The sequence below is a fragment of the Boseongicola aestuarii genome (assembly GCF_900184815.1).
Taxonomy (GTDB): domain Bacteria; phylum Pseudomonadota; class Alphaproteobacteria; order Rhodobacterales; family Rhodobacteraceae; genus Boseongicola; species Boseongicola aestuarii.
On the sequence record NZ_FXXQ01000002.1, the window covers coordinates 322336 to 335648 of the forward strand.

Genomic DNA, 13313 nt, shown 5'->3' on the forward strand with positions numbered 1-13313 from the left:
GAATTCATTGGGGGGAATAGCATGTCATCGAAACTGTTTGATCTTTCGGGGCGTCGCGCGCTGATTACCGGGTCGTCGCAGGGGATTGGCTTTGCACTGGCTGAGGGCTTGATCGAGGCGGGCGCATCCGTGGTGTTGAACGGACGGGATGAAGGGAAGCTGGCAGAAGCATCTGCGCGTTTGGGTGGCGCCGCGACTTTGGCGTTTGACGTGACCGACCATGACGGGGTGCGTGCGGCGGTGGACAGTGCCGAGGCCGAGGGCATGGCATTCGACATTCTGATCAACAACGCCGGGATGCAGCATCGCACCGAATTGCAGGACTTTCCGGCCGATGCGTTCGAGCGGTTGTTACAGACGAATATCGCCAGTGTCTTCCACGTGGGGCAAGCGGTCGCGCGGCACATGATTTCGCGCAAGGCGGGCAAGATCATCAATATCGCCAGCGTGCAGTCAGCTTTGGCGCGACCTGGAATTGCGCCCTATACGGCGACCAAAGGCGCTGTCGCGAACCTGACCAAGGGTATGGCCACGGACTGGGCCAAGTATGGGTTACAGTGCAACGCTATTGCGCCGGGGTATTTCGACACGCCACTGAATGCGGCCCTGGTCGCGGATCCCGAGTTTAGCGCATGGCTGGAGAAGCGCACACCTGCGGGGCGTTGGGGCAAGGTCGACGAGTTGCAGGGAGCCGCCGTGTTCTTGTCGTCTGCGGCATCCAGTTTTGTAAACGGACACACGCTTTATGTGGACGGCGGGATTACTGCGTCGCTTTAGCGGACTTTGAAGGGGGCGAGTTTTTCCCAGTCGAAATCGACGCCTATGCCGGGAGAGTCAGGCGCGACGGCCCTGCCCTTTTCGATGACGAGAGGGCGGCGCGTGTAGCGGTCGATGGGGAAGCTGTGGACTTCGAGCCAGCCGCCGTGAGGTTGGGAGGACACAAGGCTGACGTGAAGCTCCTGCATTCCGTGCGAACAAACCGGAACGTCATGTTCGCGTGCCAGTTGGGCGACGCGTAGCCAACCGGTAATACCAAGGCAGTTCGAGGCGTCAGGTTGGATGAAGCCGAGACCGCCCTGGGCAAGGGCCATCTCGAATTCATGGATGGTATGGAGGTTTTCGCCTTGAGCAACGGAGATACCGCCTTCTCGGGCCACATGGGCGTATCCGGGGTAGTCGTCGGGAATGATCGGTTCTTCAAACCAGAGGATGTTCTGGTTCTGAACGGCGCGGGCAAGCGAGACGGCCTGATCGCGGCTCATCGAGTAGTTTGCGTCGATCATGAAGGCGCGGTCGGGGCCTAGTAGATCACGGATGGCGAGAATGCGGGTGATGTCTTCGGCTTCGGTAGGTTGGCCGATCTTGATCTTGACGGCGTTCAGGCCCGCGTCGAGGTAGCCTTGGACGTGGGATTTCAGCTTTTCAAGCGGGAAGGCGAGGTCGATGCCACCGCCGTAGGCCTTGCAGGTCTTCGCAGCGCCGCCTACCAGTTGCCAGAGCGGTTTTTCCACTTCTCTGGCGCGGATGTCCCAAAGGGCAATGTCGATAGCGGAAATGGCAAAGCTTAGGATCCCGCCGCGTCCGACGTAATGCATGTGCGCATCCATTGCATCGGTCAGGGCCTCGATGTTCGTGGCGTCTTCGCCGATCAGAAAAGGCGCAAGATCATGTTCAATCATGGCGAGGGTCGCATGGCCGCCACGACCGCCGTTGTAGGTGTAGCCGGTTCCAGAGCGACCGTCTTCCAGTGTGACGGTGGCAGTAATCAAGTGGAAATGGCTGTGCGCGCCGTGTTTGGCATCGACCAGCACCTCGTCGAGCGGCACGGCGAAAAGCCGTGGCTCGATCGAAGTGATCCTGGTCATTGACACTCGGGCACGGGACTGATGACCGTGCCATCGTTCAAATGGCTTAACAGGTTGTCCACGGTGAGCTTGCCCATAGCAGCGCGCGTTTCGTGCGTGGCGCTGCCGACGTGGGGAAGGAGTGTGACGTTCTTGAGGTCACGCAGGGCTTGCGGGACCTTTGGTTCATTCTCGAAAACGTCGAGCCCCGCCCAGCCGAGGCGCCCTTCCGACAAGGCCGCGATCATCGCGGTCTCGTCGATTACGGTGCCGCGCGCGACGTTGACAAGTGTGCCTTTGGGGCCAAGCGCATTCATGACCTCGGTGTTGACGAGGTGATGCGTGGACGCGCCGCCGGGGGTGATGACGATCAGGACGTCGGATTGTTCAGCCATCTCGATCAGGTCGCCAACATATTGGTAGGGAACGTCTTTTTCGCTCCGTGTATGGTAGAGGATTGTCGGGTTCCAAGGCGCAAGTTTGGCGGCGATTGCCTGACCGATACGGCCCATCCCAAGGATACCGATGGTTTGGTTGTCCGCAGAGCGGGTAAGCGGGCTGTTGCCTTTGGCTTCCCAGTTGCCGGAGCGCACCCAGGCATCATCGCGCAGAAGTTCGCGGTAGCACGCGAGCATGAGAAGAACCGCAGTGGTCGCGACCTCCTCGTTCAGGACGTTCGGAGTGTGCGTGACCATAATGCCGCGGCGGACGGCTTCTTTGGCATCAATGTTGTCATACCCGACCCCGTAGCACGAGATCATCTGGAGGTTCGGCAGCGCGGCCATGATCTCGGGTTTGACTCCGTCATGGCCGTTGGTTTGCACGTGGGTGATCCTGTCACCATGTTCAGCGAGCCACGCAGCCAGATCCGCATGGTCGCTTGCTTTTTGAATGGTGAATGCCGCGGAAACGCGCGCATTCATCTCATCCGTGGCGCCGCCGATTTGCAGGAGATCAGGCATCCTCGCCGACCTCCTGTCGCTGATGACCGAGGCCCTCAATTTCCAATTCCATGACGTCACCGACCTTGAGGTAAGTCGGGGGTTTCATGCCCATGCCAACGCCCGGAGGGGTCCCGGTCGAGATGACGTCACCGGGGTGCAAAGTGAACAGGTGGCTAAGGTGTTCGATGATTTCGGCAACTGTGAAAATCATCGTGCTTGTCGTGCCGGTCTGCATCCGCTTGCCGTTCACGTCGCAGGACATGGAGAGGTTCTGCGGGTCCGGAACTTCGTCTTTGGTCACCAGCCAAGGGCCAGTCGGGCCGAATGTGTCCGGGCTTTTCCCCTTGGTCCACTGGCCGGTTAGTTGCGTCTGGAAATGGCGTTCGGAGACGTCGTTCACGATGCAATACCCCGCAACGTAGTCGAGCGCGTCCTCTTTCGAGACGTATTTCGCGGCCTTGCCGATGACGACGCCAAGTTCGACTTCCCAATCGGTGTGGGTCGACCCGCGGGGCATCATGACGGTGTCGTTGGGACCAACGATTGCCGAATTTGCCTTGAAGAACAGGATCGGGTGTTCGGGAATGGCAGCGCCGGTTTCGGCAGCGTGGTCAGAATAGTTCAGTCCAATACAGAGGAACTTGCCGATGTTGCCGACACACGGACCGATGCGGGGATTTCCGGCAACTTCGGGCAGTGTTTCAGGATCGATTGCCGCGAGGCGCGCAAGGCTTGCATCGTCGAGCGTAGCTCCTGTGATGTCGTCGACATGGGCGCTGAGATCACGCAGGCTATCGCCGTGCATCAAGCCGGGTTTTTCGGCACCAGTTTTGCCGTAACGTACGAGTTTCATGAGTGTTTTCCTTCTGTTGGGAAGATCGGGTCAGCCCGACCATCCGCCATCGATTACGTGGGGTTGTCCGGTGATAAAGGCGCTTTCGTCGCTGGCGAGGTAGACGGTCAGAGCCGCGATTTCCTCGGGGGCTGCGATGCGGCCCATGGGCTGGCGCGCAATGAATTGCTTACGGGCTTCTTCGTAGCCACCGACCTGTTTGCCAAGAGTTTGGAGGCGATCTTCCAGTGAGGGGCTTTGAACTGTGCCAGGACAGATGCAGTTGCAGCGGATGCCCTTGGTGATGAAGTCGATCGCCACCGATTTGGTAAGGCCGATGACGGCCGCCTTGGTGGTTCCGTAGACGAACCGATTGGGTGCGCCGATGATGGAAGAACAGGCCGAGGCCATGTTGATGATCGAACCGTTGCCGCGTTCGAGCATACCCGGAAGGGCCGCCCGGATCGTGCGGAACATGGACTTAACGTTCAGGTCAAAAGCGAAATCCCATTCTTCATCCGTGGCGTCCAAAACCGTTCCGTGATGGACGAAGCCCGCGCAGTTGAAAAGGACATCCGGTTGCGCGTGCGCCACAGCGGCTTTGATGCTGTCAGTGTCTCGGGCATCGGCCAGTCGGGTTTCAATGTTTGCGTGATTCGCTGCCGCGAGGTCTTCGAGAGCGGCCTCGCTGATGTCGGTGGCAACCACGTGGGCACCCGCATCGGCCATGGCAATTGCGCTGGCGCGACCGATCCCCTGACCGGCGGCGGTGATGAGGGCCCGTTTGCCCTCAAGCCTTTTAGATTTCATGCTTTTCTCCCATGCGATCAAGCGGCGTTGCCGCTGATGTTGTTTATGCCATTCACGGTCTTTTTCGAGTTCGGATACGCCCTATTGTCGATGCCGTCGCCGCTTTTAGTGGTTTTCCAATCGCGGATAGGCTTAGGGTTCGCCACGGTCAAGACAGAGGTGACGAGATGACGAACAGACAGAATATCGCAGTCATTGGCACCGGTTTGATGGGGTTTCCGATGGCGCGCAATCTTGTGCGGGCCGGTCATCACGTCACAGTCTGGAACCGGACGCGCGCGCGGGCCAACGGGTTGGAAGCGGATGGCGCACGCATTGCCGAGACCGCTGCCGAGGCCGTCAACGGGGCTAATGTCGTCTTGACGATGCTGTCGGATGGGTTTGCCACGGGGTCGCTTTTGGAAGACGCGAACCTGCGCCTTGCATTGCGGCCCGGAACCTTGTGGCTGGATATGTCGAGCGCCAAGCCGGAGCATGCACGCGCGCAATCGAAGTTGCTGCAAGGGCTTGGGTGCGTGCATCTGGATGCACCTGTTTCCGGTGGAACAAAGGGTGCCGAAGCGGCGAGCCTCGCGATCATGGTCGGGGGCGATGCGGAGGTTTTCTCGCGCGCCCTGCCTGTCTTGAACGATCTTGGACGGCCAGTGCATGTCGGCGCAAGCGGGGCCGGCCAACTGGCGAAACTGGCCAACCAGACAATTGTGGCGGTAACGATCGGGGCGGTGGCCGAGGCGATGCTGCTTTTGGAGAAAGGCGGCGCCGACCCGGCAGCTGTGCGGCAGGCCTTGCGCGGCGGCTTTGCCGATTCGACGATTTTGCAGCAACACGGCGAACGGATGACGACCGGCAATTTCGTTCCGGGTGGGTTGTCGAAATTGCAGGTGAAAGACCTCGACAATACGTTGGCCGAGGCGGCAGCACTTGGTCTGAAACTGCCCTCGACGCAAGCAATACGTGATCGTTTCGCGTATTTTGCGGAAGAAATGGATGGGGCGGATTTGGATCATTCCGGGCTTTACCTTGAGCTTAAGGCGCAGAATGGGCTGGACTGACGCGGCACCGCATCAAACCGCCGTTTCGAGGGGTTTGGCCTCGACATAGTTTCGTTTCAGGTGGTCGTGAATCGCAGCACGGCAGGCTTCGACGTTGCGCGACAGCGCGGCATCAAGAACTGCCTGATGTTCGGCGATGATGGCACTGAAATAGCTGCGGCCAAAGTCACGTTCCTGCGCGACCATTTGCTGACGGAACTGGGCATAGACGTTTTCGTAAATGTCGCGCAGCATAGGCGAGCCGCAGCGCGAGATCAGCGTGTCGTGAAAACTCCATTCCGCGTTGGTCCATAGCTTCATGTTGTCAGGGTTGTCTGCAAGATCTCCGGAACGTTCGAATTCACGTTCGAGGTGGCTCAGTCGGTGGTGCGCCGCCGTAAGGTCGGCTTCCCAGCTGATGCCGCCAAGTTTCATCGAAAGGGTAGCACCTTCCTGTTCAAGCAACGTGCGAAACCGGGTGACGTCATTTCGCTTTTCGGGAGATGTATATTGCGCGCGAAAGCCGCGCTGCATTTCGAAATTGACGAGCCCGACCTTTGTCAGACGCAGCAACACATCGCGCACCGTATTGGCCGAACAGCCGTATTCACCCTGAAGTTCCGCCGGCTTCAGCTTCTCGCCCGCACCGAAACGCGCGTTCATCAGTTTCTCTTTGAGATCGGCATAGATCGCCGGTGAGTCGGTCTTCATGGGCAGCCTTTCGCGACTCGTGTGTAACAGAGACTTTTTGAGATTTGCAAAGAATTTTGAAATTTTCAGTTTTTCCAGAATTTTGTTGGCAGGCATGAAAAGCGCGGTTACGGTCGACTCGGCCCCATGAAGACGCGGCGAAGACCGCGATGGGCATAACTGAACTCTGGGAGGACCAATTATGAAATTCATGAAGCTCGCCGCAGCCGCGGCAAGTACTCTTGCGATTGTCGGTGCAACTGCCGCCGCGGCGCAAACGACGAACCTACGCATCCAGACGCACTATGCGCCTGAAACCGTATCCGGCCAGTTGGCTCAGCAGTACATCGACGACATCGTCGAGATGTCGAATGGCGAAATTCAGGTCGAGATGTTCTACTCGTCTTCCGTTGTGAAGTCGGTTGAGACGTTCGATGCTGCGGCAACCGGAATTCTCGACTGCGACATGACCGGCGGTGGTTACCAGACCGGTAAGAACCCCGCGTTCCAGTTCGTGGCTGACATCATGGGTGGCTACGACACGCCGTACCAGCAGCTTTCATGGCTGTACTTTGGCGGTGGTCGCGAAGCCGCTGCACCGCTTTACAACAAGTACGGTATGGAGCTCATCGGTTGGTGGGTCTACGGTCAGGAGAGTTTTGCGTCTTCCAAGCCAATTGAGAAGGTCGCTGACTTCAAGGACTGGAAGTTCCGTTCGCCCCCAGGCATGGAAACCAAGATCTTTGAAAAGCTTGGCGCTTCGCCGATCGTGATGGATTTCACCGAAATCTTTACGGCTTTGGAGACCGGCATCATCGACGGTGCTGACGCCTCTGGCTTGGCCAACAACGTTGGTCTTGGCCTTTATGATATCGTCAAGTTTGCCAACTTCCCTGGCTTCCACTCGATGCCGTCCGATCACCTGGCGTGTAACAAGGCCGTGTTTGACGCGATGCCTGCACACCACCAGAAGATCATGAAGGTCGGCATGGAAGCCCTTGCGCTTCGCACTGCATTAACGTTCGAAAAGAAGAACGCCGAAGCAGCGGCGCTACTGCGCACACAGGGCGTGACCCTGTCGCAGTGGGCACCTGAAGAGCTGGCAAAGTTCCGTGCAGCAGCGCAGGCAACATGGCCTGAGTTCGCAACGACGCCTGAAGCTAAGGCACTTGTTGATGCTCACATGAGCTATCTCACACAGCTTGGTTTGGTTTCAAACTAATCGCTGTTCGCTCAATCTGGACCCCGCCACGGTGTGGGGTCCAAACCCTTTTACGGACATTCAAGCAGGCATTTTCAGCGTGGTCGCTCTGCCGCGCGGAGGGGACTCATGAAGAATAAATCTGGAAGCTTCATAGAGTGGCTCATTCCTTTTTGCTTCATTCTGTGCGCCGGCTGGCTCATCTGGCATCTGCCCGCATTTACGCTTGACTGGGTGCCGCCGGACCAGAGCCAGGCCGACAATCTTCGCGGGCTGCATCATCGCAATGATGTTACGCCAGGGATGTCGGGACCTTTCGGCGGCGAGGCCGACTGGGTCGATTATCTGGCTCTGCTCGGATTGCCGATCTTCCTCTATATTGGCATTCGCACCGTGCGCCGCGCTCCGATGGAATTCGAAAGCTGGCGCCCTGCTGACCGTGTTTCAGTCTTCATCGGTCGCGTGACGATGATGATGATCATCCTTTTGACCAGCGTTATGCTATACGAGGTCCTTCTTCGGTACGTCTTTGAAGCACCGACACTTTGGGCGAACGAATTGTCACTTTGGCTCGCGGGTTTCGTGTTCCTGTGCGCGGGTCTCTACGCGATGCAGCAACGCAGCCACATCCGAATCTTCCTGCTCTACGATATCTGTCCCCGCTGGATGCAGCGATTGTTTGACACGATTTCGACAGTGCTGATTGTTCTCTTTGCCTTCTTCCTTGTCTACGGCGGCTATGGTGAGGCCCTTGACAAGCTATGGCGCTGGGAGACTTTCGGAACGGCCTTCGACCCTCCTATTCCGGCGACCTTGAAGCCTACAGTACTGATCATTGTCAGTCTTGTGGCGATTCAGGCCGTCGTAAATCTCATTTCCGACTGGAACGCGGAGCCAGTAATTCACACGGCTGCCGACGATATCGATCAGGACGAGCTGGAAAAGATTCGCGCCGCGGTCGGTGCTGAGGGAGTCGGCGACCTCGACGTGACGCGCGGGTCAATCCAAGGCAATCAAACGGAGCGCAACTGATGGATATCGGAACGATTTCGCTTGTCCTGATGCTGGGACTACTGGTTCTGCTGGCGATCGGCATGCCACTTGGGCTAGCGTCGGCTATTCTGGCCGTCTTGGTGCTCTTCATGAAGTTTGAGCCCGATACGTTGTTCAATCCGCTTTTGTTTGGGGACGGCATTCTCACCGGGAGGCCGGGGAGTGGGCCGTTGAACATTCTGGCGCAGAAGATCTACGGCCTTTTGACGGATTATGTGCTCATATCCATTCCCTTATTCATCTTCATGGCCGCTCTGCTGGAACGCTCCGGCATTGCCAAAGAGATGTATTCGTCGCTGAATGTCTGGCTGAACCGCACCCGCGGAGGCATTGCGATTGTCACCTCGATCATGGCTGTGATCATGGCCGCAATGTCGGGAATCATCGGTGGTGAGGTTGTTCTTCTCGGGCTGATTGCACTGCCGCAGATGTTGCGACTTGGGTATAATCAGAACCTTGCGATTGGAACGATCTGTGCGTCGGGGTCTTTGGGGACGATGATTCCGCCGTCGATTGTTCTGATCATTTATGGCCTGATTACCGAGACGTCGATCAAGGCGTTGTTTACAGCGGCGTTTGTGCCGGGCTTCATGCTGGCGTCGTTCTTCATCATTTACATCATCGTGCGCACCCGGTTGCGCCCGGAAGACGCCCCGCTGCCCGACCCCGTTCCGGGTGAAGCTGTGGGACGCGAAAAAGGGATGCTGTTTGGCGCGTTCCTGTCAGTGCTGATTGCAGGGTTCTCGACTGTTTTGTTCTTGCGCGCATTGTTCTTCACCGTCTCCGGACAGAATGCTGCCGAAAATGGTGTTGAAGATATCTTTTGGGGCACCCCGGGCCATGTGCCTTGGTTTGCCGGACTTACGATCATTGCGGTTCTTTTGTGCCTGTTCGTCTTCGGGCGTGAACGGACCAAGACCGGTTGGGCGATGGGCAAAGGACTAGTGCCCCCGATTGTCGTCATTGGCGTTGTGCTTGGGTCCATTTACGGCGGCATTACGGGCATCACCGAAGCCGCTGGAATGGGTGCGTTTGCGGTCCTCGTCATTGCGATTTTTCGGGGCGAGGCTTCTTTCGAGCTTGTCTGGGATAGTTTGATGCGGACGCTGAAATCGACAGGCACGATCATCTGGGTGACGATCGGAGCGGCGGCTTTGGCGGGTGCCTATACGATCGCGGGCGGGCCGACCTACGTGGCTAACTTCATTCTTGGACAAGATCTGCCGACGATGTCGATCCTGCTGATGATGATGCTGATTCTTTTGTTCATGGGGGCTTTCATGGACTGGGTGGGCATCGTATTGCTGATCATTCCGGTGTTCCTGCCGATTGTGCAGCGCCTGCCCATCGAGGAGATCGGTCTAATCGGAGAGCTTCAGCCAAAGTACGTCGCGGTCTGGTTCGGAGTGTTGTTCTGTATGAACATGCAGGTCAGTTTCCTGTCGCCTCCGTTTGGCCCAGCCGCCTTCTACCTGAAGTCGGTGGCACCTCCGCACATTTCGCTTACGGATATCTTCAAAGGCTTCCTGCCGTTCATCTGCATCCAGTTGATCGCTCTTTCGGTCCTGCTGATCTGGCCGCCGATCGTTGAAGTCTTGCTGAACTAGGGCTGGGTCGGTGCATGTTGAGCGCGTCACAGATAGAGGCCTTTCACACCCAGGGGTTTCTGGTGGTCGAGGACGTGCTCGACACTGAATGCCTGAAGTCGGTGCGGCTCGAATACTCTCAGGTCTTGGATCGGCTCTATGCCGGGTGGCAGGCCGAGGGGCGTGTTGGTGCGCCGCTCAGCGATAGCTTCTGGGGCAAACTATTGACCGCCTACGAAGCCGGATGCGATTGGTTTCAGCCCATGGATATCTCGCTGCCGGGCGATCAGATTTCGCCCGACACACCAATGCATTTTGGTCCGGCGGTTTTCGATATGGTGCGTGCACCGCGGCTTCTGGACATCGTAGAGCAACTGATCGGCGGCGAGATTACGTCGAATCCCATTCAGCATGTCCGCATCAAGCCACCTGCGCGCACATTGACCGACAACGAGTCGCGCGCACATATCACCTCGACGGACTGGCATCAGGATCGCGCCGTGGCCTTGGACGAGGCCGACCGGACGGAAATGGTGACGTGTTGGCTGGCGATCACGGATGCGACAGTGGAGAACGGGTGCCTCCAGGTTTTGCCGAAGGCGCCGGCGCAAGAAATGCTGCCCCATTGCCCTCAGCGGCAAACAGCAATCGCACCGGGTTACGTCGCCGAGGAAAAGGCTGTGCCATTGCCGGTTGCGGCCGGTGGGATGGTGCTGTTTCACCCTCTGACGCCGCACGCGTCATTGATGAATAAGACGGACGGATTTCGCTGGTCGTTTGATTTGCGGTTTCACGTTACGGGACAACCTTCGGGGCGCAACCATTTTCCGGATTTCATTGCGCGAAGCCGCGCGCATCCGGAGACAGAATTGCACGATTGGCAGGAGTGGAAGAAAATGTGGGAAGAGGCACGCGCACGGCTTTCGAAAAGCCCGCATATCGCCATTCACCGATGGCAATCCGACAGTCCGGCCTGCGCATGAGTGCTTTGATCCGCCTGAACCCCGCAGACAATGTTGCAACCGCCATTCGTGCGCTGGAAGTCGGTGTCGAAGGCGCTGTCGAGATGATCCCACGGGGTCAGAAGATGGCTTTGGAGCCCATCGCCAAAGGGTCCGAAGTACGAAAGTACGCAACCCTGATCGGCTATGCTGCTGAGGACATCGCCGCGGGGTCTTTGGTGCATACGCACAATCTCGAATACCGCAACGTCAACCGCGCCTACGAGTTCTCGACCAACCTGCGCGACGCCCCAGCCCCTGAGACGATCGACACGTTCATGGGATATCGTCGCCAGAACGGAAAGGTCGGGACGCGCAATTATATCGCGGTTTTGACTTCGGTGAATTGCTCGGCGACGGCTGCACGGCGGATCGCCGAGCACTTCACGCCTGAACGTCTGGCAGCCTATCCGAATGTGGATGGCGTGTCGGCCTTCGTGCATGGCACGGGCTGCGGAATGGCGGATGCGGGCGACGGTTTCGAGGCGTTGCAGCGCGTGATGTGGGGGTATGCGCGCAACCCGAATGTGGTTGGTGTGTTGATGGCAGGTCTTGGATGCGAGACGATGCAGATCGACTGGTTGATGGAGGCCTTCGGCCTGACGCCAGGACCGTTGTTTCAGGCGATGAATATTCAGGATGTGGGCGGGCTGTCGCGCACGGTTGCAGCGGGTATTGCCAAGATAGAAGCGATGCTGCCGCTGGCGAATGACGTCACGCGCGAGCCTTGTCCAGCCTCCGAGTTGATGGTTGCACTTCAGTGCGGCGGATCTGATGCGTGGTCCGGGATCACGGCCAACCCAGCACTGGGGCACGCCTGTGATCTGCTGGTCGCGCAAGGTGGAACTGGCCTTTTGGCGGAAACGCCGGAGATTTACGGGGCCGAGCATTTGCTGACGGCGCGCGCGCGCACGCAGGCCGTTGGCGAGCAGTTGATCGAACGCATCCGCTGGTGGGAGGATTACACCGCCCGCAACAAGGGTGTGATGGACAACAATCCTTCTCCGGGCAACAAGAAGGGTGGGCTGACGACGATTTTGGAGAAGTCGCTTGGGGCTTCGGCGAAGGGTGGCACGACACCTTTGACGGGGGTCTACAAATACGCAGAAGAAGTACGCGCGCGCGGCTTCACCTTCATGGACAGTCCCGGCTATGACCCCGCGAGCGTTACCGGACAAATCGCGGGCGGGTGCAATCTGGTCTGCTTTACAACTGGGCGTGGATCGGCATTTGGATCAAAGCCAAGTCCGACGATCAAGGTCGCCACGAACACACGGATGTACGAGCGGATGACCGACGACATGGATATCAACGCGGGCGATATTCTGGACGCCGGAGTGACAGTCGAAGCGAAAGGACGCGAGATATATCAGGCGTTTCTGCGGGTTGCATCGGGCGAAGCCACGAAGTCCGAGGCGCAAGGACTTGGGGACTATGAATTCGTTCCCTGGCAGATAGGGGCCGTGATGTGAGCGAAACCAAGGTCATCAAACTTGGATTGATCGGCGATCATATAGGGCAGTCGCGGTTTTCGGCGGCGATGGATTTGCTGTGTCGGGAACATGGTCTGACGCTGGATTTTACGCCGATAGATACCGGCGACATGCCCGAATTCAACTTCGACGAAACGTTGGACGAGTTGATTGCCAAAGGCTGGACTGGGGTGACGATAACGCATCCCCACAAGAACAAGGCCCGCGCGCGCGCCGCTGACGGTATGATCTCAGAGGTTGCCCATCTTCCTGCATCGAACTTGCTGACATTCCACCCGGAAATTCGAGGCTTCAACACGGACTACACTGGCTTTATCGGCGCGTGGAAGACAGAAATGGGAAATGCAATCCCCGGTCAGGTCGCGGTCGCCGGGGCCGGCGGAGTCGCCGGTGCGATTGTGCCCGCCTTGGTCGAGCTTGGGGCTACCGATATTGCAGTCTGGGACCCGGCGCGTGGCGTTGCTGCGCGATTGGCCGAGGCGGTGGACGGGCCCGTGCGCGCAATTTTAATGTCAGACGCACCTGCTGTGATCTCGGACGCCGACGGATTGGTGAATGCCTCGGCATTGGGGATGGGGGACGACAGGCGGTCGGCGTTTCCGATCGAAACCATCGGCTCACAAGCTTGGGCGTTCGACGCGGTTTATACACCAACCCGCACGACATTCCTGCGAGCGGCGGCGTCTCGCGGGCTGACGACGGTCTCGGGTTTTGATCTGTTTCGTCATATGATCCTCGGATCTTTCGAGGCCTATTCGGGCGCGCGTCCCAACAAGGAAAAAATGCTGCCCTTGATTGACGCGCTACGGCCGGATTGAGAGGCGGCGG

Annotated in this window: 13 protein-coding genes; 8 read left to right on the forward strand and 5 right to left on the reverse strand. The window is 58.2% G+C overall.

Going from position 1 to position 13313, the window contains the following annotated elements:
- Positions 1 to 21: 21 nt before the first annotated feature.
- Positions 22 to 777: an SDR family oxidoreductase gene (locus BOA8489_RS04550; protein WP_093972797.1), complete on the forward strand. Its 756-nt coding sequence runs from the start codon at positions 22 to 24 to the stop codon at positions 775 to 777.
- On the opposite strand, the gene BOA8489_RS04555 is transcribed toward BOA8489_RS04550, so the two are convergent.
- Genes BOA8489_RS04555 through BOA8489_RS04570 form a run of 4 tightly spaced genes read right to left on the reverse strand, consistent with a single transcriptional unit; the run spans position 774 to position 4430 of the window.
- Positions 774 to 1865 carry a mandelate racemase/muconate lactonizing enzyme family protein gene (locus BOA8489_RS04555; protein WP_093972798.1) on the reverse strand — a complete coding sequence of 364 codons (1092 nt, stop codon included), beginning with the start codon at positions 1863 to 1865 and terminating at the stop codon, positions 774 to 776. The two genes, BOA8489_RS04550 and BOA8489_RS04555, sit on opposite strands and share 4 nt — an antisense overlap.
- Positions 1862 to 2806 carry a 2-hydroxyacid dehydrogenase gene (locus BOA8489_RS04560; RefSeq protein WP_093972799.1) on the reverse strand — a complete coding sequence of 315 codons (945 nt, stop codon included), beginning with the start codon at positions 2804 to 2806 and terminating at the stop codon, positions 1862 to 1864. Before BOA8489_RS04560 ends, BOA8489_RS04555 begins: the two co-directional genes overlap by 4 nt.
- On the reverse strand, positions 2799 to 3641 hold the full coding sequence (locus BOA8489_RS04565) for a fumarylacetoacetate hydrolase family protein (protein ID WP_093972800.1): 843 nt from the start codon (positions 3639 to 3641) through the stop codon (positions 2799 to 2801). The genes BOA8489_RS04560 and BOA8489_RS04565 overlap by 8 nt, the downstream gene beginning before the upstream one ends.
- A 30-nt stretch (positions 3642 to 3671) precedes the next feature.
- Positions 3672 to 4430: an SDR family oxidoreductase gene (locus BOA8489_RS04570; protein WP_093972801.1), complete on the reverse strand. Its 759-nt coding sequence runs from the start codon at positions 4428 to 4430 to the stop codon at positions 3672 to 3674.
- A gap of 167 nt (positions 4431 to 4597) precedes the next feature.
- Between BOA8489_RS04570 and BOA8489_RS04575 the strand changes: the two genes are divergently transcribed.
- Positions 4598 to 5482 carry an NAD(P)-dependent oxidoreductase gene (locus BOA8489_RS04575; RefSeq protein WP_093972802.1) on the forward strand — a complete coding sequence of 295 codons (885 nt, stop codon included), beginning with the start codon at positions 4598 to 4600 and terminating at the stop codon, positions 5480 to 5482.
- A gap of 12 nt (positions 5483 to 5494) precedes the next feature.
- On the opposite strand, the gene BOA8489_RS20125 is transcribed toward BOA8489_RS04575, so the two are convergent.
- Positions 5495 to 6172: a GntR family transcriptional regulator gene (locus BOA8489_RS20125; RefSeq protein WP_176440209.1), complete on the reverse strand. Its 678-nt coding sequence runs from the start codon at positions 6170 to 6172 to the stop codon at positions 5495 to 5497.
- Positions 6173 to 6353: 181 nt separating this feature from the next.
- Here BOA8489_RS20125 and BOA8489_RS04590 point away from each other — a divergent pair, with 181 nt between their 5' ends.
- From BOA8489_RS04590 to BOA8489_RS04615, 6 genes are all read left to right on the forward strand, one after another.
- Entirely contained in the window at positions 6354 to 7373 is a 1020-nt protein-coding gene (locus tag BOA8489_RS04590) for a TRAP transporter substrate-binding protein (RefSeq protein WP_093972804.1), read from the forward strand.
- Between the two features lie 108 nt (positions 7374 to 7481).
- Entirely contained in the window at positions 7482 to 8384 is a 903-nt protein-coding gene (locus BOA8489_RS04595) for a TRAP transporter small permease subunit (protein WP_093972805.1), read from the forward strand.
- Positions 8384 to 10012: a TRAP transporter large permease gene (locus BOA8489_RS04600; RefSeq protein ID WP_093972806.1), complete on the forward strand. Its 1629-nt coding sequence runs from the start codon at positions 8384 to 8386 to the stop codon at positions 10010 to 10012. Before BOA8489_RS04595 ends, BOA8489_RS04600 begins: the two co-directional genes overlap by 1 nt.
- Positions 10013 to 10026: 14 nt before the next feature.
- Positions 10027 to 10974, forward strand: coding sequence for a phytanoyl-CoA dioxygenase family protein (locus BOA8489_RS04605; protein WP_093972807.1), 948 nt, complete (start codon positions 10027 to 10029; stop codon positions 10972 to 10974).
- A complete protein-coding gene (locus BOA8489_RS04610) occupies positions 10971 to 12464 on the forward strand; it encodes a UxaA family hydrolase (RefSeq protein WP_093973043.1) in 1494 nt (497 codons plus the stop codon). Before BOA8489_RS04605 ends, BOA8489_RS04610 begins: the two co-directional genes overlap by 4 nt.
- Positions 12461 to 13303 carry a shikimate dehydrogenase family protein gene (locus BOA8489_RS04615; protein WP_093972808.1) on the forward strand — a complete coding sequence of 281 codons (843 nt, stop codon included), beginning with the start codon at positions 12461 to 12463 and terminating at the stop codon, positions 13301 to 13303. Before BOA8489_RS04610 ends, BOA8489_RS04615 begins: the two co-directional genes overlap by 4 nt.
- Positions 13304 to 13313: the final 10 nt, after the last annotated feature.